Origin of the sequence: Streptococcus cristatus (genome assembly GCF_963529205.1) — a bacterium.
GTDB lineage: Bacteria > Bacillota > Bacilli > Lactobacillales > Streptococcaceae > Streptococcus > Streptococcus cristatus_O.
This window is the reverse complement of the sequence record NZ_CAURYF010000027.1, coordinates 1-21,601: the sequence shown is the minus strand read 5'-3', so window position 1 is coordinate 21,601 and position 21,601 is coordinate 1. Positions and strand designations below refer to the sequence as shown.

Annotated in this window: 22 protein-coding genes; 4 read left to right on the top strand and 18 right to left on the bottom strand. The window is 45.3% G+C overall.

Features of this window, described 5'->3' with window-relative positions; genetic code table 11:
* Window positions 1–14 precede the first annotated feature (14 nt).
* Window positions 15–1,076: a M24 family metallopeptidase gene (locus tag RWS39_RS07070; RefSeq protein WP_314481891.1), complete on the bottom strand. Its 1,062-nt coding sequence runs from the start codon at window positions 1,074–1,076 to the stop codon at window positions 15–17.
* Between the two features lie 153 nt (window positions 1,077–1,229).
* Complete coding sequence (gene uvrA / locus RWS39_RS07065; RefSeq protein ID WP_314481882.1) at window positions 1,230–4,061, bottom strand: excinuclease ABC subunit UvrA; 2,832 nt, start codon at window positions 4,059–4,061, stop codon at window positions 1,230–1,232.
* A 122-nt stretch (window positions 4,062–4,183) separates the two neighbouring features.
* Between uvrA and RWS39_RS07060 the strand changes: the two genes are divergently transcribed.
* Both RWS39_RS07060 and RWS39_RS07055 read left to right on the top strand, forming a co-directional pair.
* Window positions 4,184–5,128 (top strand): magnesium transporter CorA family protein, encoded by a 945-nt coding sequence (locus tag RWS39_RS07060; RefSeq protein WP_005591688.1) that lies wholly within the window; start codon window positions 4,184–4,186, stop codon window positions 5,126–5,128.
* An 18-nt stretch (window positions 5,129–5,146) separates the two neighbouring features.
* Window positions 5,147–5,821: a DUF1129 domain-containing protein gene (locus RWS39_RS07055; RefSeq protein ID WP_187420857.1), complete on the top strand. Its 675-nt coding sequence runs from the start codon at window positions 5,147–5,149 to the stop codon at window positions 5,819–5,821.
* Between the two features lie 30 nt (window positions 5,822–5,851).
* On the opposite strand, the gene RWS39_RS07050 is transcribed toward RWS39_RS07055, so the two are convergent.
* The 11 genes from RWS39_RS07050 to gla all read right to left on the bottom strand — a co-directional run bounded on the left by RWS39_RS07050 (window position 5,852) and on the right by gla (window position 14,451).
* A complete protein-coding gene (locus tag RWS39_RS07050; protein ID WP_314481875.1) occupies window positions 5,852–6,361 on the bottom strand; it encodes a GNAT family N-acetyltransferase in 510 nt (169 codons plus the stop codon).
* Window positions 6,362–6,458: 97 nt separating this feature from the next.
* Complete coding sequence (gene rpsR / locus RWS39_RS07045; protein WP_000068664.1) at window positions 6,459–6,698, bottom strand: 30S ribosomal protein S18; 240 nt, start codon at window positions 6,696–6,698, stop codon at window positions 6,459–6,461.
* Window positions 6,699–6,738: 40 nt separating this feature from the next.
* On the bottom strand, window positions 6,739–7,233 hold the full coding sequence (locus RWS39_RS07040) for a single-stranded DNA-binding protein (protein WP_005591685.1): 495 nt from the start codon (window positions 7,231–7,233) through the stop codon (window positions 6,739–6,741).
* 11 nt (window positions 7,234–7,244) lie between these two features.
* On the bottom strand, window positions 7,245–7,535 hold the full coding sequence (gene rpsF, locus RWS39_RS07035) for a 30S ribosomal protein S6 (protein ID WP_002896497.1): 291 nt from the start codon (window positions 7,533–7,535) through the stop codon (window positions 7,245–7,247).
* Window positions 7,536–7,711: 176 nt separating this feature from the next.
* Complete coding sequence (fni, locus tag RWS39_RS07030; RefSeq protein ID WP_314481865.1) at window positions 7,712–8,716, bottom strand: type 2 isopentenyl-diphosphate Delta-isomerase; 1,005 nt, start codon at window positions 8,714–8,716, stop codon at window positions 7,712–7,714.
* Entirely contained in the window at window positions 8,700–9,719 is a 1,020-nt protein-coding gene (locus RWS39_RS07025; protein WP_314481864.1) for a phosphomevalonate kinase, read from the bottom strand. Before RWS39_RS07025 ends, fni begins: the two co-directional genes overlap by 17 nt.
* Window positions 9,709–10,656 (bottom strand): diphosphomevalonate decarboxylase, encoded by a 948-nt coding sequence (gene mvaD / locus RWS39_RS07020; RefSeq protein WP_314481862.1) that lies wholly within the window; start codon window positions 10,654–10,656, stop codon window positions 9,709–9,711. Before mvaD ends, RWS39_RS07025 begins: the two co-directional genes overlap by 11 nt.
* On the bottom strand, window positions 10,638–11,516 hold the full coding sequence (gene mvk / locus RWS39_RS07015) for a mevalonate kinase (RefSeq protein WP_314481860.1): 879 nt from the start codon (window positions 11,514–11,516) through the stop codon (window positions 10,638–10,640). Before mvk ends, mvaD begins: the two co-directional genes overlap by 19 nt.
* A 179-nt stretch (window positions 11,517–11,695) precedes the next feature.
* A complete protein-coding gene (locus RWS39_RS07010) occupies window positions 11,696–12,628 on the bottom strand; it encodes a serine hydrolase domain-containing protein (RefSeq protein WP_314481858.1) in 933 nt (310 codons plus the stop codon).
* Window positions 12,625–13,362, bottom strand: a complete 738-nt coding sequence (locus tag RWS39_RS07005; protein ID WP_314481856.1) for a CppA N-terminal domain-containing protein — start codon at window positions 13,360–13,362, stop codon at window positions 12,625–12,627. Before RWS39_RS07005 ends, RWS39_RS07010 begins: the two co-directional genes overlap by 4 nt.
* A gap of 192 nt (window positions 13,363–13,554) precedes the next feature.
* A complete protein-coding gene (gene gla / locus RWS39_RS07000) occupies window positions 13,555–14,451 on the bottom strand; it encodes an aquaglyceroporin Gla (RefSeq protein WP_125372557.1) in 897 nt (298 codons plus the stop codon).
* Window positions 14,452–14,553: 102 nt separating this feature from the next.
* Here gla and RWS39_RS06995 point away from each other — a divergent pair, with 102 nt between their 5' ends.
* Window positions 14,554–16,842, top strand: coding sequence for a Xaa-Pro dipeptidyl-peptidase (locus tag RWS39_RS06995; RefSeq protein WP_314481854.1), 2,289 nt, complete (start codon window positions 14,554–14,556; stop codon window positions 16,840–16,842).
* Between the two features lie 40 nt (window positions 16,843–16,882).
* Here the strand turns inward: RWS39_RS06995 and RWS39_RS06990 are convergent, their stop codons facing one another.
* Window positions 16,883–17,296: a glycosyltransferase gene (locus tag RWS39_RS06990; RefSeq protein WP_314481852.1), complete on the bottom strand. Its 414-nt coding sequence runs from the start codon at window positions 17,294–17,296 to the stop codon at window positions 16,883–16,885.
* Between the two features lie 169 nt (window positions 17,297–17,465).
* Here RWS39_RS06990 and RWS39_RS06985 point away from each other — a divergent pair, with 169 nt between their 5' ends.
* Complete coding sequence (locus tag RWS39_RS06985) at window positions 17,466–17,765, top strand: YbaB/EbfC family nucleoid-associated protein (RefSeq protein WP_314481850.1); 300 nt, start codon at window positions 17,466–17,468, stop codon at window positions 17,763–17,765.
* A gap of 119 nt (window positions 17,766–17,884) precedes the next feature.
* Here RWS39_RS06985 and purH read toward each other — a convergent pair whose 3' ends face one another.
* The 4 genes from purH to purM form a co-directional block, all read right to left on the bottom strand.
* Window positions 17,885–19,432: a bifunctional phosphoribosylaminoimidazolecarboxamide formyltransferase/IMP cyclohydrolase gene (purH, locus tag RWS39_RS06980; protein WP_314481848.1), complete on the bottom strand. Its 1,548-nt coding sequence runs from the start codon at window positions 19,430–19,432 to the stop codon at window positions 17,885–17,887.
* A gap of 41 nt (window positions 19,433–19,473) precedes the next feature.
* Window positions 19,474–20,184: a suppressor of fused domain protein gene (locus RWS39_RS06975; protein ID WP_314481846.1), complete on the bottom strand. Its 711-nt coding sequence runs from the start codon at window positions 20,182–20,184 to the stop codon at window positions 19,474–19,476.
* 105 nt (window positions 20,185–20,289) lie between these two features.
* Window positions 20,290–20,841, bottom strand: coding sequence for a phosphoribosylglycinamide formyltransferase (gene purN / locus RWS39_RS06970; RefSeq protein ID WP_314481844.1), 552 nt, complete (start codon window positions 20,839–20,841; stop codon window positions 20,290–20,292).
* A partial coding sequence (gene purM, locus RWS39_RS06965; RefSeq protein ID WP_314481842.1) for a phosphoribosylformylglycinamidine cyclo-ligase occupies window positions 20,838–21,601 on the bottom strand: 764 nt, incomplete at its 5' end. The genes purN and purM, both read right to left, overlap by 4 nt.

Here is a 21,601-nt window from a genome sequence, read left to right as displayed (position 1 = left end):
ATACAATATTCATTTTATATAACAATCAACTCTTTCGGCGCAAGAGTTAGGACTTCGCAGCCTGTTTCTGTGATGAGAAGATCATCTTCGATGCGGACGCCGTATTTGCCGTCCAGATAAATACCCGGCTCATCAGTCAGGACCATACCGGTTTCAATCAGCTCTTCTGACTTGCCAAAGTAAGGAATCTCATGGATGTCTAGGCCGATACCGTGGCCAATCCCATGGCTAAAATAAGGACCGTAGCCAGCATCGTTAATAATCTGGCGCGGAATCCGGTCAAAATCAATTCGGCTAAGCCCAGCCTTGGCTGCTTCTATCAGGGCTTGATTGCTGCGCAGGACAATATCATAAATCTCCCGTTCCTCATCCGTCACCTGTCCCACATGAATAGTCCGCGTCATATCGCTGACATAGTGATTGTAGTAGCAGCCAAAGTCCATGGTCAGGGTTTCCCCCTTTTGAATGACTTTGTCACTAGCCACACCATGCGGCATAGCAGAGCGGTAACCCGAAGCGATGATAAAATCAAAAGAGGCACCTGAAGCACCTAGCTGCCGCATACGGGCATCTAAAAAGTTCATAACAGCCAGCTCTGTCGTCTCACCAGGCTTGATAAAATCCAGCACATCTAGGAAAGCTTGATCCGAAATCTGACAGGCCTTGCGAATGGTCGCGATTTCTTGCTCATCTTTAATCATGCGCAGATTTTCAATAAAGGCTGTCATGGGAACCAGTTCGTAGGCCGAGAAGACACTTTCCAGCATTTTGAAGTAGGCATAGGAAATTTCATCCTCAAAACCGATTTTTTGCAGCTTGTCGTCCGCAATAATCTTGACAATCTCTCCAATCGCGTCGCGCGATTCCACAATATCAAAACCTTGGACTACTCCCTTGGCAATCAGCGTATAGCGTGCATCCGTCAGAAAAATTCGACGATTCTTGCTGATAAAAACTGTCGCTTCTGTCCCGCTGAAGCCAGTCAGATAGTAAATATTTTTCAGATTGGTTACTAAAACAGCGTCACATTCTGTCTGAGCCAATGCTGCTTCAAACTTTTCAACTCTTGATAACATGAGGCACCTCCGTGAAATAACTAAGCTTATTATATCAAAAAACCAGTCAAATAGGACATTTTTTTGACAAACCGTATCTAGGACTTAGAATCCAATGAGCATTCTCTGACACGAAAAATCCCTGTTCTTAATATCAAACAGGGATTTGATAAATTATTTCACGTGCAGCTTGCCTTTCAAGTATTGCCCGGTATAGCTGGCTGGATTAGCTGCGACTTCTTCCGGTGTCCCCGTCGCAATAATCGTACCGCCACCGACACCGCCTTCCGGTCCCAAATCAATGATATGGTCAGCTGTCTTGATAACATCCAAATTGTGCTCGATAACGAGTACTGTATTGCCATCGTCCACAAAGCGTGATAGCACTTGAAGGAGCTTGGCAATATCTTCAGAATGCAGACCCGTGGTCGGCTCATCCAAGATATAGAAGGACTTACCAGTAGAGCGCTTGTGAAGCTCGCTGGCTAGCTTCATCCGCTGGGCTTCACCACCTGACAAGGTCGTGGCTGGCTGCCCCAGAGTCACATATCCTAGTCCCACATCCTTGATTGTCTGGAGTTTGCGGGCAATCTTGGGAATATGCTGGAAGAATTCTACCGCATCATTGACCGTCATGTCCAGAACCTGAGCGATATTCTTCTCCTTGTAGTGGACTTCTAGAGTCTCGCTATTATAACGGGTGCCGTGACAGACCTCGCAGGCCACATAGACGTCAGGCAGGAAGTGCATCTCAATCTTGATAATCCCATCACCCGAGCAGGCCTCACAGCGACCGCCCTTGACATTAAAGCTGAAACGGCCCTTCTTATAGCCGCGAATCTTGGCTTCATTGGTTTTAGCAAACAGATCGCGAATATCGTCAAAGACCCCAGTATAGGTAGCGGGATTAGAGCGCGGTGTCCGACCAATCGGACTTTGGTCAATATCAATCAATCGATCCACATGCTCAATGCCACTGATTTTCTTGAACTTACCTGGCTTGGCAGAATTGCGGTTGAGTTTTTGTGCGATGGCCTTTTTAAGGATAGAGTTGACAAGCGTTGACTTACCAGACCCAGAAACTCCGGTCACAGCGATAAATTTGCCCAAGGGGAATCTAGCCGTGATATTCTGCAGATTATTTTCCTGAGCCCCTGTCACTTCAATAAAGCGGCCATTGCCTACACGGCGTTCCAGTGGTACTGGGATTTCGCGCTTACCTGACAGGTATTGGCCTGTGATGGATTTCTTGCTCTTGGCCACTTGTGCAGGAGTACCGGCTGCGACGATTTCACCACCGAAAACACCGGCTCCTGGTCCCACATCAATCAGCCAGTCAGCTTCCCGCATGGTGTCCTCATCGTGCTCAACCACGATAAGGGTATTTCCCAGGTCGCGCATCTTCTTGAGGCTGGCAATCAGGCGGTCATTGTCACGCTGGTGCAAGCCAATAGAGGGCTCGTCCAGGATATAGAGGACGCCACTCAAGTTAGAACCAATCTGAGTCGCCAAGCGAATCCGCTGACTCTCACCTCCTGATAAAGTCCCAGCCGAGCGAGACAAAGTCAGGTAATTAAGGCCAACGTTATTGAGGAAGGTCAGGCGGTCATGAATTTCCTTGAGAATAGGGCGCGCAATCGTCGTTTCATTGTCAGTCAAGCTAAGCTTGTCCAACTGAAGCAAATGATCTGCAATGGACAAGTCTGAAATCTCACCGATGTGCAAGCCATCTTCACCACCAACTTTAACAGACAAGGCCTGAGGACTGAGACGATAGCCGTGGCAAGCTGCACAAGTCAGTTCATTCATATAAGCTCGCATTTGTGTCCGAGTAAAATCGCTATTGGTTTCATGGTAGCGACGGTTGATATTGCTAACAACCCCCTCAAAAGGAATATCAATATCGCGCACACCGCCAAATTCATTTTCATAGTGGAAATGGAATTCCCGCCCATCTGAACCAAAGAAAATCAGTTTCTTTTCTTCCTCCGTCAGATCATCAAAAGGCTTGTCCATATCAATACCAAAGGCGGCCATGGCCTGCTCTAGCATCTGCGGATAGTAGTTAGATGAAATGGGATTCCAAGGTGCTAGTGCTCCTTCACGCAAGGTCTTGCTAACATCAGGCACAACCACATCTAGATCCACCTCCAGCTTAACCCCCAGACCGTCACAGTCCGGACAAGAACCAAAAGGCGCATTGAAAGAGAAAAGTCGTGGCTCTAACTCCGGAACTGTAAAGCCACAGACTGGGCAGGCATAATGCTCAGAAAAGAGCAGCTCTTGACCATCCATAGTGTCAATCACCACATAGCCCTCAGCAATCCGCAGAGCCGCTTCGACCGAGTCAAAGAGGCGGCTGCGCACCCCTTCCTTGATGACAATTCTATCCACCACGACCTCAATATCATGCTGCTTGCTCTTAGATAGCTCTGGTACTTCCGTTACATCGTAGACATCCCCATCCACGCGCACACGGACATAACCGTCCTTCTGAATCTTGTCAAAAACGGTCTTATGCTGACCCTTTTTCTTGCGAATGACTGGCGCTAAAATCTGCAGCCGCTGACGCTCTGGCAATTCTAAAACCTTGTCGACAATCTGCTCAACAGACGAGGCCTTAATCGCTCCATGTCCATTGACACAGTAGGGCGTTCCAACACGAGCATAGAGCAGGCGCAGGTAATCATTGATTTCAGTGGCAGTTCCCACTGTTGAGCGGGGGTTTTTGCTGGTCGTCTTCTGGTCGATGGAAATAGCTGGGCTGAGACCATCAATCGAGTCCACATCCGGCTTTTCCATATTGCCCAAAAACTGCCGAGCGTAGGCCGATAGGCTCTCAACGTAACGGCGTTGTCCCTCAGCATAAAGGGTGTCAAAAGCCAGACTGGACTTTCCCGAACCAGACAGACCAGTCACCACGACTAACTTGTCTCGGGGTATTTCTACATCAATATTTTTTAAATTATGAGCTCGCGCTCCATGAATCACAATTTTATCTTGCATCTCTTCCACACTTTACCTTTAAACTTCTTCTATTATAGCAAATTTTTCTGCAAACTTTTGCCCAAAAGACTAGAATTTGTAGTATAATAAGACGGTGCTTATAAACGATTCTAGGAGGAGATATGAAGCAAGTATTTTTATCAACAACAACCGAGTTCAAGGAGATTGATACACTTGAATCGGGAACTTGGATCAATATGGTCAATCCTTCCCAAAATGAATCTTTAGAAATCGCAAACGCCTTTGGCATTGACATAGCCGACCTACGAGCACCACTCGATGCCGAAGAAATGTCTCGTGTCACCATTGAGGATGAGTACACACTGATCATCGTAGACGTACCCATCACTGAGGAGCGGAATAATCAGACTTACTATGTTACTATCCCGCTTGGTATTATCATCACAGAAGAAGCCATCATCACGACCTGCTTGGAAAAATTGCCCCTTCTCGATATTTTCATCAATCGACAACTGCGCAACTTTTACACCTTCATGCGGTCACGTTTTATCTTTCAGATTCTCTACCGCAATGCCGAGCTGTATCTGACAGCCCTGCGCTCCATTGACCGCAAGAGCGAGCAGATTGAGAGCCAGCTGCACCAATCAACTCGAAATGAAGAACTGATTGAGCTCATGGAGCTAGAAAAGACCATCGTCTATTTCAAGGCCTCCCTCAAGACAAATGAGCGCGTAATCAAAAAATTGACCAGCTCTACCAGCAATATTAAGAAATACTTGGAAGATGAGGACTTGCTGGAAGACACCCTGATCGAGACCCAGCAGGCCATTGAGATGGCTGATATTTATGGAAACATCCTCCACAGCATGACAGATACTTTTGCTTCCATTATTTCCAACAACCAGAACAATGTCATGAAGACACTGGCCTTGGTAACCGTTGTTATGTCCATCCCGACTATGCTCTTCTCAGCCTACGGGATGAACTTCAAAGATAATGAACTGCCTCTAAACGGCGAGCCAAATGCCTTCTGGATTATCATGTTTATCGCCTTTGCTCTGAGCGGCTCTCTAACCCTCTACCTCTTCCATAAAAAATTATTCTAACCACCAGAAAGGACCACCATGTCACAAGTAGTATCAGACAAACTAACTAAGAAAAATAAGGAATTTCTCCACATCGCCACTCACCAACTCCTCAAAGATGGCAAATCCGACGAAGAAGTGAAGGCAATCTTAGAGGAAATCATTCCAAACATTTTAGAAAATCAAGCCAAGGGTATCCCTGCCCGTGCTCTCTATGGGGCACCAACTTACTGGGCTTCTTCTCTCACTGCCAAAGAGCGCTATGATGCCGAGCATCCCAAGCAAAATGATGATCCAAAATGGATGATGCTGGATTCCGTCCTCTTCATTTTCGGTTTCTTCACCGTTCTGACTTCCATCGTCAATTTGGCATCTTCTAAACCCTCTGTTTACGGCATGACGACACTTGTCTTTGGTAGTATTGTCGGGGGTCTCGCTTTCTACGCCCTCTATCATTTCGTTTACCGTTTTTACGGACCAGACACTGACCGTAGCCAACGACCACATCTACTCAAATCTATCCTTATCATGCTAGTAGCCATTGCTCTTTGGACCCTTTCAATTGTTGGTTCTAGCCTACTGCCCGACTCTCTCAACCCACATTTGTCAAACATCGTCGTTGCCATCATCGGAGGGATCACCCTAGCACTTCGTTTCTACCTCAAGAAACGTTTCAATATCAAGAGTGCAACCATGGGACCAGCGAAATACTAAACAATATAAAAAAGAGGTTTTCAACCTCTTTTATTTTGCTCTTTTTGAAAAGTATAACACCAACTCATCGTTATTCTCGCACGAAGCATAGGGCGTAAGTGGCTGATTTTGAAACCAAACTCCTGACCCATCTGGCATATAACCGCGACCTACATACAGTCGTTGTGCTGGACCATAGCCTTTATGTAGCCCAACACCCATGCTGACCACATCTGAATAATGCTGCGCTACTTGCTCTGCTTTGTCCAATAAAGCTGTGCCAATTCCTCGCTTTTGGAAACTTTCAAAAACATTAAAATCCGTTAACTCAGGATAAAGACCAGCAAAAGGCCCATGCTTTGCCAATGGGATGACTGTAATGTAGCCAGCCAAAAATTTCCCAACAACCGCCACCAAAACTTGGCGCTCACCCGCCTCTTGCTCCAGAAAGTAGTTTTTTAAAATCTCTCTCCGACCAGGCCAGCCTTGCTGGATAAAAGCATTCGATAGTCTTTCAATGTCCTCAAAAAGCATCTTTCTGATGACTAGTTTTTCTGTCATGGCCAGCCTCTCATATCTCAATAGTTGCTTCTATTATAGCACTGTCCCTTCCTATCATCAAGACAGCAAAAATCCCTGCTAGAAGCAGGGATTCATATTAGTCTTCATTTACGAAAGGCATCAAAGCCATTACGCGAGCGCGTTTGATAGCTGTTGTTACTTTACGTTGGTTTTTAGCTGAAGTTCCTGTTACACGACGAGGAAGGATTTTCCCACGTTCTGAAACGAAACGGCTAAGAAGCTCAGTATCTTTGTAATCAACATATTCAATTTTGTTTGCTGCGATGTAATCAACTTTTTTACGGCGTTTGAATCCGCCACGACGTTGTTGAGCCATGTTATTCTCCTTTATATTATAGTTCTAGTTTTGTCCATTATTAGAATGGTAAATCATCGTCCGAGATGTCCATCGGGTTTGAATTGCCGAATGGGCTTTCATCACGAGAAAAATTCGGTACTTGGTTGAATGAGTCAGCATTACCATAGCTTGGTGCAGAATTTCCACCGAAGCCACCGCCACCAAAGCCAGCTGAAGGCTGCCCTTCGCGGCTTGCACGACTTTCCAGAAGCTGGAAGTTGTCTGCAACGACTTCTGTGACATAGACACGCTGGCCTTGCTGATTGTCGTAGTTACGAGTCTGAATGCGACCAGTAATTCCGATCAGAGCGCCTTTTTTGGCCCAATTAGCAAGATTTTCTGCCTGCTGACGCCAGATAACAACATTGATAAAGTCCGCTTCACGCTCACCACTTTGGTTTTTAAAGTTGCGATTAACAGCCAGAGTAAAGGTTGCGACCGCTTGGTTTTGCGGTGTATAGCGAAGTTCAGCATCACGGGTCATACGTCCCACAAGTACAACGTTATTAATCATAATTTACCTTCTTAAGCGTCAAGTTTGACGATCATGTGACGAAGAATGTCAGCGTTGATTTTTGAAAGACGGTCAAACTCTTTAAGAGCTGCATCGTCGTTTGCTTCAACGTTAACGATGTGGTAAAGTCCTTCACGGAAATCTTGGATTTCGTATGCAAGACGACGTTTTTCCCAATCTTTTGATTCAACAACAGTTGCACCGTTGTCAGTCAAGATAGAGTCAAAGCGTGCTACCAAAGCGTTTTTAGCTTCTTCTTCAATGTTTGGACGAATAATATAAAGAATTTCGTATTTAGCCATTGATATGTTCCTCCTTTTGGTCTAATGACCCCAAGTCGCTGCAAGGGGTAAGTGAGGTTCACTCACAAATAATAATTATACTAGATTTCCTAGCAAATGGCAAGAATAAATTTCGCTTTTCTTTGAATGATCTGCCAAAGCATTTTCTCAGCTAGATAAAGCATAGCATCCACTTATTATTGCACCTGTTCGGCTCCTTCTTTTAATCGACCGTAAAGCAGATAAGGGACGGATTTTAAGTCTTCAAGGTTGCGACAAGACAGGGCACACATCAATAAACGTAAGTCTTCTTTCCAGCCATTTACGATAGCAACGACCTCTTCGACTGGATATTTTTCGACCAAGGCTAACATAGTCCGAGAAAGGCCGACTGCTTTAGCACCAAGGACCAAGGCTTTGACCATGTCTAGAGGATGGCGAATGCCACCGCTAGCCAATAACTCCACCTTGTCCACCCAGTCTTGGGCTGCCAGTAAGGCCTGGGCTGTGGTCTGCCCCCAACCGTTGAGATAGTCTCGCTGACCGCTCCTCCGATTTTCAATATAGGCAAAGCTCGTTCCACCACGACCAGAAATATCAAAGGTTGAAATTCCTAGTGCCTGCGCTTCCTCAATCGCCTTTCGATCCATGCCAAAGCCTACTTCCTTGAGGACAAGGGGGACCGGAAAATCTTTTCCATAGGCTTCCAAATGCTGCTTCCAAGTTTTGAAAGTCCGCTCTCCCTCAGGCATTAGCAATTCTTGCATGACATTAATATGTAGCTGGAGAAATAAAGGTTTCAAATCCGACACTGTCTGCAAGCCTGCTGCTACTGGTTTGTCAAGTCCGATATTGCTGGCCAAGAGTAGGCTAGGCTTATCCTTTGCCACAGCGTAAGAATCATCATCTGGATTTTTCAGAGCAGCACTGTAGGAACCTGTCACAAAGAGGATACCGCAGGCCTCCGACACTTTAGCCAGTTTTTCATTGATTTCTCGACCTTTTGGACTTCCACCTGTCATAGCATTGATATAAAAGGGAAAATCCCAGTCACGACCGGCGAAATGAGTTGATAAATCAATCTCGGCCAAATCATAGGCTGGCAAAGAGCGATGAATCAATTCTATATCATCAAAGCTATTGTAGCCAAGGGGCTGTTCTAGGGCGTAGTTGATATGATCATCTTTACGACTTTGGCTCATGAGCACCTATCCTTTCTTGGTAGAGTAATTCCAGACCAGCTTCTTGCCAGCGTTGGATCAAGGTTTGGCTATCTTCGGTAGCAAAAGACAGGGCGAAACCACAGTCTCCACCGCCAGCCCCACTGCTTTTAGCGACACAATCTAATCCCTGACTCGCCTCTCTTAAGGCCTGTAATTTCTCCGTATAAATCAGCGGACTGAGCCTGTCTAAAAGCTGGCTGGCAGTCGATAGACTATCTTTTACAGTTGTCTTATCCGCGGACTCAAAAGCTTCTTTCAGACAATCCACCTGAAGCTGGGTTTGAGTCAAGAAGTCTTCGTTCAAACTCGACTTAACCTGCTTGACAAGGTCACTCGAAATAGCTGGTTCTCGAGTCCAACCAACCAGAAAATCACAGGCTAAAGCAGGATGGATGGGCTTGATTTCATAGCCCCAATCTTGCTTCAAAATCTCTAATAGACTTGTGTCAGCTAATCGCGCACGAACAGCCATCCGGTCAAAAGAACGATAATAAACCAGTTGTTCATAAGCAATGCAGGCCAAATCACCCATGGAGCCATTATCCCCCCGCTTGAGAAGTACTACTGCAGCTAGTCTAAAGAGGAGGTCAGAGCTTAGTTTCAGCTGATAAAAGGCAGCCATAGCCTTGATCGTCAAGATAACCACGCTGCCACTGGAACCCAGCCCAAACTTGCGCCCGTCTTTCTCCATTTTTCCTCTGATGGTCAGAGCAAATGGGTGCGACGGTACTTGCAGCAAGCTGAGATAGTCGTTCATCAACTGAATGGTCTCTTGAATCAAGGCATAGTCCGCGTCTGGCTCTAGACTGGCTTTGTGGCTAAAGAGATCCGAATCCAGCTCGTAGCTGTCCGCCGCCTCGATCTCTGCCCGCATATAGATGGGAATATTCTTAATCAAAGCCGCATAACCAGGGCTCAGAACAGCGTATTCTCCAGCTAGATAGAGCTTTCCGCAGGTCTGGACTTGCATCTTAGTTTCCATCAGGCAATTCCTTCGTTTTGGAGACAATCAGACGGTACTGATCCGCAAAGAGGGGCACCAAGTCTTCCAAGTCCTCTTCAAGGCAGAGAACCTTGACATTAGGACCAGCGTCCATGGTGAAATAGCAACGATACCCCTGGTCCCGGAGCTGGCGAACAAAGTCCATTGCAGCATAGCTTTCCTCCGTCAGATAAGTAAATGGAGGCGTGGCTGTCTCTGTCGTTGCATGCATCCGCAAAGCATTCTCCTCGGTCAATTGCCCAACTTTCTCAAAATCATTATCCTTTAAGTGAGCCAGCATATCCTGATAGTCTTGAGTTGACTGGTCAATCCAAGCTTGAAAATTTTTGGACGTTTCAGCACAGAGCTGCATGCCAAGTCGACTAGAAATGGGCTTTTTCTCATCATGAAGCACCAACATAATCATGGCTAGCTTAAGGTCGGTTTGCACAGGATAAATTGCTCCGCTATCCTTGTCCCATGCTGCCAAAGGACCAAAAAAGGAGCGGGCTGACGAACCTGAAGCAAACTTGGCCAACTGAGCCAACTCCTCGGTATTGTAATGAGTTTCAAAATAAGCATCACAAGCCTTGACCAGAGCAGATAAGCCGCTAGAACTAGAGGATAAGCCTGCCGCTGTCGGCATATTGTTACTGGTATCAATCCGCACCCAATCACTTGGCTCCGTCCGAAAACGGTCAATAATTCGACTGACTTTGGCATGCTCTTCCGGGCTTTGCAGTTGCCCATCAATATAAAATTCATCGCTAGCAGCCTCAGCCGCAAGCGGACTTAACTGGGTTTGGGTGTACATATTCTCTAAAGTCAAGGAAATACTGCTGGTAGCAGGAATCATCCGCTCGGCATCTGCCTTGCCCCAATACTTGACAATAGCAATATTGGCGTAAGACTTGACACTTACAGACTTTCTATCCATATATTGCTGGCTCCTTTCTCTCTCAAAAGACGGGCTAGGACTTCCATCTCTTTCTTTTCTTTTATTAGCACAATCACGCAGCCACCTAGGCCACCGCCACTCATTTTAGCTCCGAGAGCTCCATTTTGAAGCGCCAGCTCGACCAAATCATCAGATAGCTGGCAGGAAACTCCCAACTGGGCTAGTTTGCCGTGAGCCTTGGTCATGGCCTGTCCCATGGTCAGCAAATCCTTAAGGTGGATCGCCTTCTCAACGATTTTCGTCAGATTTCCCAACTCCTGTAAAAGGGGCAGAGCCTCCTGACCCAAGCTTTCCACCTTTTTGATGGCTTCCCGCGTATGTCCGTGAATACCCGTATCCGCAATCAGCAGATAAGCGCCCAAATCTAGCTCAATCTCTGAAAATCCGACATTGCGGATAAACTTGATAGCTACATCACTAAGGCAGGTCTTGGCATCCAGACCGCTTGGATTCATATGGGCAATCATCTCTGCCCGATTGGCCAGAATTTCCAGCGTCTCATGATCCAAGACTTCTTCGAAGTAGTCAAAAACCGCACGAATGGCTGCAATACTGACAGCAGCAGAGGAGCCCATGCCCCGCTTTTCTGGCACCATAGAATCCACTTGACAACGAATCTGAGCGCCTTGCTTCCCTAAGTGCTCCAGACAGGCAAACACAGCCATGGACAAGGTATCTTGCTCATAGAGAGTCCAAGGCTTCTCGGAAGGAAATACCTGACAAGTCACTTCGATATTGTTGAGAGGCAAAGCCAAGGCTGGATAGCCATAGACCACCGAATGCTCTCCCATAAGAATAATCTTGCTATGTGCCTTGCCGACACCCTTCTCTTTTGTCATACTTTCTCTCTATTTCTTCCTTCTATCTTCTATATTTTAATATACTTTTGAAAAAAAAGCGATCTTTTCCTGTTTTGGCTGGTCAAGGCAAGTCGAACAGTCAAAAACTCCAAGCAAGTGCCGGAGTTCTATCCTATTTCGTCATCAGTGACTGGCCTTTAGCTTCGGTAGGGCGGCCACTACCACTCTTTCCTGATTAAATCCATCAGTTCATTGCGGTCTAAAATCCACTGGGCACGTTCATCCTTTTCATAGGTGCGATTGGACAGAAAGATTGCAGCTTTCTGCTCCGTGCGATTGTACATGATAAAAGTACCCGTATAGCCGGTATGATCCAGCCATTCTCCCTCCAAATTCCAAGCTAGACTGCGCGTCTTGCCGGGCTCTGAAGCAAAGTTTTGGCTCAATTTCTCTGCAAATTCATCCTGCAAATAATGCTCTAAAAAGATCTGCAAATCCTCAAGCGTTGAAAAAAGCCCGGCACTCCCAGCATGCTGGCCTAAGACACGCGCTTTGGGATCATGAACCACACCCGCTTTAACACCACGAACAGTCGGAACCGCAGAAGCTACTGGTCCAAAGCTGGTTTTCCGCATCGCCCATGGCTGAAAAATCTTTTCTTCAAATAACTTGTCCAAATCCTCCCCATAGATCTCCTCCAGCATAAAGCCCAGCAGGAGAAAGTTGACATCTGTATAATGGAAGGTTTTATCATCCCGCACTGTCAAGCTATTGAGAGCCGCATTTAATTCTTGAGCATTGAGCCTATCTCGATTGGGAATAAAGGGATCGAGCCCAGAAGTATGGGTCAAAAGCTGGCGCAGGGTCACCCGATCATCATGAAAGGCAGGATAATATCGCCGCAAAGGCGCATCGATATCCAAGTCACCACTCTGAAACAGAAATGCCACCAAGGTCCCTACTCCGACAACCTTGCTGACACTGGCTAGATCATAAACGAGACCTGCTCGCGTTACTGATTGATTGGCCGGGTCTGCCAAGCCCAGATAGAAACTCTGCCAGTGCCCATCTCGATAAAGAGACAAACTAGCCCCAGGATAAAGCCCCACAGCAAGCTGCTGATCTATCTTTTCTAAAATCCGCTGGGTCATAGTTGCTCAAACCATAATTCAATATTACTTTGATCCTGGCTGACCAAGAATTTTTTAGATTTTGGGACAAAAAACTCCTGCGTCGCAAAAATCGATGACAGTTGTTCCACATCAAAATTCGCCACCAAACATTTGAGCATAGCCAAATCCCAAGTTTTCGTATTATCAGCTGTCAAATCTTCTCCTTGGGCTTCCTGCACATCTAGGAAATCCAAGACATTGCTTACTGGCTGATAGAAATCCTTGACAGCCTGCAAATCTGGAGCACGAAGCTCGATCTTTTCCACATCAAATTGACTCAAGCCGATAAAATCGTCCTGCACTTCAAATGCAGGAGTTTCTTGGACTGGTTGCAGACAAGTCAACTTCTCTTCCGCATGGAGCAAGATACGATCACCTTCTGGGGAAGTCGCTTCAAAAGCATATCCTTTCTCCCCACGATACAAATTGTCAATTTGGATTCCTCGAGCCAGCAAAGCCTCAATTTCTGCCACTTTTGCCACCTTGATTACTAAGCGAGCCAATTTCTTTGCTCCTTTAACTCGACGAGAGCGCATGCTTGGAGATTCTTCTAAAATCAATCTTTCTGTTCTGGTTCGATCCCCCAAAGACAACTGGGCTCCTTCTTCTAATAGGGATTTCATCCCTAGCGTTTTAACATAGAAATCTTGATTTAGGTTCCGATTATTTACTTTTATTACTGGAACGATTCTTGCAACATGATTTACACTCATAACTTCCTCCAAACCATTTTATTGTAATAGATTTTCATATTTTTTACAAGAAATTATGCGCAAACCAACAATTTTCAGAACATTTCCACAATCCTAATCAAACAAGGCCGGAAGCATAAAATATATGGTAATTTCCCGCTACTCAAAGGCTGACAAAAAAGACCGAGATTGCTCTCAGTCTTTCGATAGATATTATCCGTAAATCGCTTTAAACAAAGCTACTGCTGTGATACCTGCAAGAATTGGTGCCACAACCGGTACCCAAGAATACCACCATTTTGAATCACCCTTGTGTTCACCAAGGATTGATTTTGGCAAGATAAAGTGCAGGATACGAGGTCCAAGGTCACGGGCTGGGTTAAGACCTGGTCCAGTAGGACCTCCAAGTGAAGTTACCAAAGCCATGACAAGGAAACCAAGTGCCAAGTGAGCGACAGCAGATGAACCATTTGTTGCTTGTGCAAATGTATTGTGAATAAGACTTTGAACATCTGATTCTGCTACTTTTTGACCTGCTTGAGCTGCTTGAAGAGCTTGTTGTTGTACATTCTTCTCGATAAGAACCTTCAATTCCGCACCGAAGTGAAGTTTAGTCATGCCCATCGCTGCAAAGAAAAGAACAAATGAACCAACAAACTCATTGATAAAGCCATTGATTGTTGCTGCTTTACGAGATTCAGGTGTTCCATGATCTAGACTTGAAATGGTTGAGAAAGTACCCAAGATATTGTTTGGATTTTCTGTTTTCAAGTAGTAAGGGCGGTGTGTCGCTACGACCAAAGCCTGTCCGAAGATCGCACCCAAAACTTGAGCAATAATATAAGGAGCTACCTGAGCCCATGGGAAGTAACCGCTAATTGCAAGCCCTAAAGTGAAAGCAGGGTTGATGTGGTTACCTGAGGTATTTCCAAACATCAGAGCTGGAATCATAACCCCCATACCGTAACCAACGGCAATGACTAACCAGCCACTTTGATGACCTTTAGTTCCTTTTAATTCAACATTGGCAACAGCACCATTCCCCAAAATGATAAGGATGGCTGTTCCTAAAAATTCCGTGGCATATTTAATAGCCCAACTGAAATCCATCTAATTTCTCCTTTAAAATTTTTTAGACAATCTATATTTTATCAAGTATAATGGATAATGTAAAGGTCATTTTAAACAAAAATAAGAAAAAGAGGGAAAAATATGCGCTTCAATCAGTATAGTTATCACAAGACAAATCCAGACACCATGCGCCAAGAATTAGCTGACTTGGGCTTTGTTTATGAGCCACACCTTTCTGACAAAGACAATCTCCAAAACTTTCTAGGACGCTGTTTCTTTCTCTATCAGGATACCGACTACTTACTTCGAGCTTGGGCCGCTGATAGCGAAACTGACTTGTTGACCTTCTTCGAGTCAGACCGTGAACTGACAGCTGAGGTCTTCTACATGACCGCCTTTCAGCTCTTAGATTTTGTGCCTTTTGTTGATTTCACCGATCTTGAGAAATTCCGAACAGAAAGCAACTTTCCTATCGTTTACGGCGATCTGCTAGAAAACCTCTATCAGTTGCTCAACACTCGAACAAAAAATGGCAATCTGCTGGTTGATAAGCTGGTCAGCGAGGGATTGATTCCTGAGGACAATACCTACCACTACTTCAACGGCAAGAGCTTGGCAACTTTTACCAGCTACGATGCCATCCGCGAGGTCGTTTATGTGGAAAGCCGAGTTGATACTGATGGAGACGGCCTGCCAGATCTAGTCAAGGTTAGCATTATCCGTCCTCGTTACCAAGGGCAAATCCCTGCCGTCATGACCGCTTCTCCCTATCATCAGGGAACCAACGATCCGGCTAGCGACAAGGCTCTCCACAATATGAATGTAGACTTGGCAAAAAAAGAGCCTCATCAAATCACAGTACAAGATCCTAAGCTCAAATCGCTCCAACTGGACGCGCCAGCTCCAGCCCAAGAAGTCTCTGAAGCTGAGGAAAAATTGGGGCATATCGGTACCTACACGCTCAATGACTACTTGCTACCCCGCGGCTTTGCCAATCTCTATGTCTCTGGCGTGGGAACTAAAGACTCTGAAGGCCTGATGACTAGCGGTGACTATAAGCAGATTGAGGCTTATAAGAACGTCATAGACTGGCTCAACGGCCGCTGCCGAGCCTTCACTGACCACACGCGCCAGCGGGCAATCAAGGCTACTTGGTCCAACGGAAAAGTGGCTACGACCGGTATCTCCTATCTGGGAACCATGTCCAATGGGTTGGCGACAACTGGTGTAGATGGTCTGGAGGTCATCATTGCCGAAGCTGGTATTTCTTCTTGGTACAACTACTACCGCGAAAATGGCCTCGTAACAAGTCCTGGCGGCTACCCAGGAGAGGATTTTGAATCCTTGACCGAATTGACTTACTCCCGCAACCTGAGGGCTGGTGACTACCTGCGCCACAACGACGCTTATCAGCAAAGTCTAGAGCAACAGCGCAAAGACTTAGACCGACAAATCGGAGACTACAATCAATTTTGGCATGATCGCAACTACCTGCTCCATGCAGATAAGGTCAAGGCCGAAGTCGTCTTCACACATGGTTCTCAGGACTGGAATGTCAAGCCCCTTCATGTCTATAATATGTTCCGAGCTCTGCCAGCTCACATCAAAAAACACCTCTTTTTCCATAACGGTGCCCATGTTTACATGAACAACTGGCAGTCCATTGACTTCCGCGAAGCCATGAACGCTCTCCTCAGCAAGAAACTGCTAGGCCATGCTTCAGACTTCGAACTGCCGCCAGTCATCTGGCAGGACAACAGCCAGGCTCAAAACTGGCTGACTCTGGAGGACTTTGGTGGACAAGAACACTACTCTCATTTCCACCTAGGTAAAGGCACTCAAGAGATTCAAAACCAGTATTCAGAAGAAGATTACAATCGTTTTGCTAAAAATTACCAAAACTTTAAAAACGAGCTCTTTGACGGCAAGGTTAACCAGATTACTCTGAATTGGACTTTGGAAAAGGACCTCTTTCTCAACGGAGCGAGCCAGCTCAATCTTCGCCTTAAATCCAGCACGGACAAGGGGCTGATTTCCGCCCAGCTACTGGACTTTGGACCAGCCAAACGCCTCACTCCGATTCCGACACCGCTTGAGCCTCGAGTCATGGACAATGGCCGCTACTATATGCTGGACAATCTGCTGGAGCTGCCTTTTGCTGCAACGCCACATCGTGTCATTACCAAAGGCTTCCTCAATCTACAAAATCGGACAGATTTGCTGACGGTCGAAGAAGTTGCCCCTGACCAATGGATGGAATGTAGCTTTGAGCTGCAACCAACCATCTACAAGATGAAAAAAGGCGACCAACTGCGCCTTGTCCTCTACACTACAGACTTTGAGCATACCGTCCGTGATAAGACCGATTATCAGCTGACGGTTGATTTAGGGCAATCTAGTCTGTACTTGCCAACCATGACATCACTTTAATAAAACCTAAAAGACGCTGATTTTTCGGCGCCTTTTTCTCTTATTTTAGATTGAAATATTTTTCTGCATATTTTTTATAATCTGGCTTTTCCTTGCGGTTCATAGCAAAGAGCATACTACCTGTGAGATAGTCATCGTCTGAATCAGGAATTAGCATAATAGCAACATTTTTATCTTTCTCAGGAAAGACGATAGAAAATATTTTGCCATTATCTTTCCGAGTCAGACCATAATAACTCACCCCATTTTTAAAACCAACAGCATTTTGAGTATACTTATACTCTTCTTCGTTGATAATGATGGTTTTCTCTTTTATTTCAATGGTCATTTGTTCTCCTCTAACATCCTGAACATTCCATTTCCCCTGAATTTTAGGGCTACCACTACAGCCGATTAGGATGAAGAGGGATGAGAGCACTACCAACAACAAAGCTTTTATCTTCTTATTTTTCAAGTTATCTTCTCCTTGGGATATAGATTCATGACCATTCTACTATAAACGCTAAATCTTTGTCAAACCTTCTAGAAATGTTCTTCTTGCCACTTTTCTAAAAAATGATATAATTGAAGAGTGAGGATTACTAAGGGGCTCAGCCCTTGCAAGAGAAAGGAAAGAAAATCTTATGATGAATATGCAAAACATGATGAAGCAAGCCCAAAAATTAAAAAAAGAAATGGACATTGCTCAAGCAGAATTAGCGGCAACTGAATTTATTGGAAAATCTAGCCAAGATTTAGTTGTAGCAACTCTTACTGGTGATAAAAAGGTTGTCAAAATTGACTTTCAGCCTGCTATCGTAGACCCAGAAGATATGGAAACTCTATCTGATTTGACTAGCCAAGCTATCAATGCTGCTATCGATCAAATCAACGAAGTAGCTAAACAAAAACTCAGCGCTTTCCAAAGTGGACTTTCTTTCTAATTCTGCTAAGTCCCTATAAAAATCAACTCCCAAAAGATGATATATTCATTCTTTTGGGAGTTTTTTTGCGCAAAAAAATTGGAGAAAAGATTTAAGCATTTTCTCCAATATAAATCTCCTTAATGTCTAAAATGTCTCACGCCTGTGAAGACCATGGTCAAACCATATTTATCCGCCGCTTCGATAGATTCTTGGTCACGGACAGAGCCACCCGGCTGGATGATGGCCTTGATACCTGCTTTGGCAATTTCTTCCACGTTATCGGCAAATGGGAAGAAGGCATCGGAAGCAAGCACAGCACCATCAAGGCGGTCTTTAGCTTGTTCAATCGCAATACGAACAGAGGCCACACGGTTGGTTTGTCCTGGGCCAACGCCCAGAGTCATGTGGTCGTTGGTCACGATGATACCGTTTGATTTGACGTATTTGATGGCCTTCCAAGCGAATTCAAGAGCTGTTGCCTCTGTCTCAGTCGGTTGACGCTTGGTCACCACTTGCCAGTCAGCTGGGCTTTCTTTGACCACGTCTTGGTTTTGCACAAGAAGTCCACCTACCACACCTGTGTACTCTGCTTCCACTTCACTAGCATCTTGAGCGTCAAATGGCAAGGCAAGGATACGCAAGTTTTTCTTTTTGTTGGTCAAAATGGCTAGCGCTTCATCCGTATAGCTTGGTGCGATGATGATTTCAAGGAAAATGTCGTGCATCTTCTCAGCTGTCGCAGCATCCACCTCACGGTTGAGAACGACAATTCCACCAAAGATAGATACTGGGTCAGACTCATAAGCATAGTCCCAAGCAGTTTCGATATCATCTGCCTGACCGATACCGCACGGATTCATATGTTTCAACGCTACAACGGTTGGACGGTCTTTAAAATCACGGATAATACGGATAGCTGCATCTGCATCGCGGATATTGTTGAAGGACAATTCCTTACCGTTGAGCTGTTTCGCTGACGCAATCGAGTAGTCTGTCGGCAAAGCTTTTTGGTAGAAGTCCGCATCCTGCTGAGGATTTTCCCCATAGCGCATGGCTTGTTTGAGGTCATAAGTCAAAGTGAGCTTCTCAGGTTTGCTTTCCCCCACTTGAGCTGTGAAGTATTCTGCAATCAGAGCATCGTAAGCTGCTGTGTGACGGAAAACTTTAGCTGCCAGACGTTGACGAGTTTCGTAAGTCGTTTGGCCATTGGCTGACAACTCGTCCAAAACCACAGCATAGTCAGCAGGGTCTACCACAACTGTCACGCTGGCATGGTTTTTAGCTGCTGAACGAAGCATAGATGGCCCACCGATATCGATATTTTCTACCGCATCTGCATAGGTCACATCTGGTTTTAGAATCGTTTCCTTAAAAGGATAGAGATTGACCACTACAAGATCGATGAGTTCAATCTGATTCTCTTTGGCAGCCTCTAGGTGGCTGTCGAGATCACGACGAGCGAGGAGTCCGCCATGGATATTTGGGTGAAGAGTCTTGACACGGCCATCCATCATTTCTGGAAAACCAGTCACATCATCAATCGCAACGGTCTTCACCCCAGCATTATCAAGGGCAACCTTGGTCCCACCTGTCGAGATAATCCCCCAACCAAGTTTTTTAAGTTCTTGGGCAAATTCGACAATGCCCGCTTTGTCTGAGACGCTGATTAAGGCGCGTTTAGTCATGTTTTTTCCTTTCATTGTATCAAGAGGTGCTTTCACATCATTTAAACCAAAGACTGGCGATTATAATCTGTAATCTGATCTCCAAGTTCTTTCAACAATTTCCTAACCTCCAGCTTACTTGTCTCACTTTCATAAATACTTCGCAGTTCGGCGTCTGTTGCACCAATTAAGGTTACAAATTCCACTTTTCCATGCGGAGTATCTAGAGGCTTAGCTAAATCATCAGCAGCAGTCAAGAAGCCTGTCAAATTAGATTTCTGTTGGGCATCAATTCCTACCGTTTGCTTGGTATAAATGTATTCTTCTGGCAAAACCACTTTACCTGTTTGAAAAATATATCTTGCCACATACTGTAGCAGACCACAGCCATTGTTAATTTCTTCTTCGTCGTCATTATCTGATTTCTTTAACTTAAACGTTAATTCAATCCCATAACCACTGTATTCTGGATCTGAGCTTTCCTTTGTATATAATTCTGACAAGCCATAGCCAACAAAATGCCAAAAATCTCCTGCATCGTAAACACTGATGCCATCAAGTGGATCTGGACCGCCTAGCATATACTTGATAACTGTCCCATAATGAAGTGGATTGGGCTGATCCGGATATAAACGATTAAACTCTGCATCAATCGCTTCCCATCCTGGAGCGCTATCATCTGTATTTTCAACTTTAATAACAATCTTGTCTTCATCTTTAGTTGACTTCTCTTCGTCAGAAGATTTCTTCTTAAAAAAATCAAATAGCCCCATAAATTCTCCTTAGCTAATGCCCTTACTCATGATTTACTAATCCCTAATAGAGGTAGCTTTTGAAGAGGTCTTTAACCCTTCCAAAAAGCATTTCAGACTTCCTTCCTATCGTCTCTTCACTCCCAAGCTATCCAACACCTCCGGATACAGCTTGTACTCCGCCTCATGAATGCGAGCTTCAAAGCTTTCGATGGTATCATCAGCCAGTCGTGGTACGCGTACTTGTTTGATGACCTTTCCTGTATCCACACCCGAATCCACCCAGTGAATGGTCACGCCACTCTCAGCGACACCAGCATTCCAAGCGTCCTCAATCCCATGAGCTCCTGGAAATTCTGGCAAGTAGGCTGGATGGATATTGATGATTCGACCTTCATAAGCTGCCAATAAGGTTGGCCCAACGATTTTCATGTAGCCTGCTAGACAAACCAAGTCAATCTGGTGTTCTTCCAAGAGTTCGACAAGAGCTGCTTCGTAGTCTGCCTTGTTCTCAAACTCCTTGAGTTCAAAAGCATAGGACAGAACGCCGAGCTTGTCTGCACGCTCGAGCACATAGGCGTCACGATGGTCTGAAAAGACAAACTCTACCGGAAATTCTTCGGCAATCACCTGAAAATTTGAGCCATTACCAGAGGCAAAAACCGCTATTTTTTTCATTTGATGATGACACTTTCGTTTTCTTTCTTGACGATGCGACCAATTTCATAGACTGGTTCATCCAACAATTCCTTGACACGACCTACATTTTCAGGGCTAACTGCCAACATGAGTCCCACACCCATATTGAAGATTTCAAACATTTCCTCATGCTTGATTTCACCGTATTTTTCAAGAGCTTTGAAAATCGGAAGCACTGGGACTTTGTCTTCTTCAATTTCCGCAGCTAGGTCATCTGCAAACATACGAGGAACATTCTCAATAAAGCCACCACCTGTAATGTGGGCAATACCGTTGACCAACTCTTCCTTGATGAGTGGTAAGACAGCCTTGACATAGATACGAGTCGGCTCAAGAAGGACTTCCTTGAGTTTCTTGCCTTCCAACTCTGGCAGGACTTCTTCACCTGTGTAGTCTGCAAAGACACGACGCACGAGTGAGTAACCATTTGAGTGAATCCCACTGGAAGCAAGTCCGAGAAGGACATCACCTTCAGCTACTTTTGACCCATCGATGATTTGAGATTTTTCAGCCACACCGACCGCAAAACCAGCCAAATCATAGTCATCTGCACCATACATACCAGGCATTTCAGCCGTTTCACCACCGATGAGGGCAGCACCAGCCTGCACACAGCCTTCTGCTACACCAGCGACTACTTGTTCTAGTTTAGCTGGTTCATTCTTCCCTGTCGCCACATAGTCGAGGAAATAGAGGGGCTCCGCACCTGCAGCGATGATATCATTGACACACATGGCCA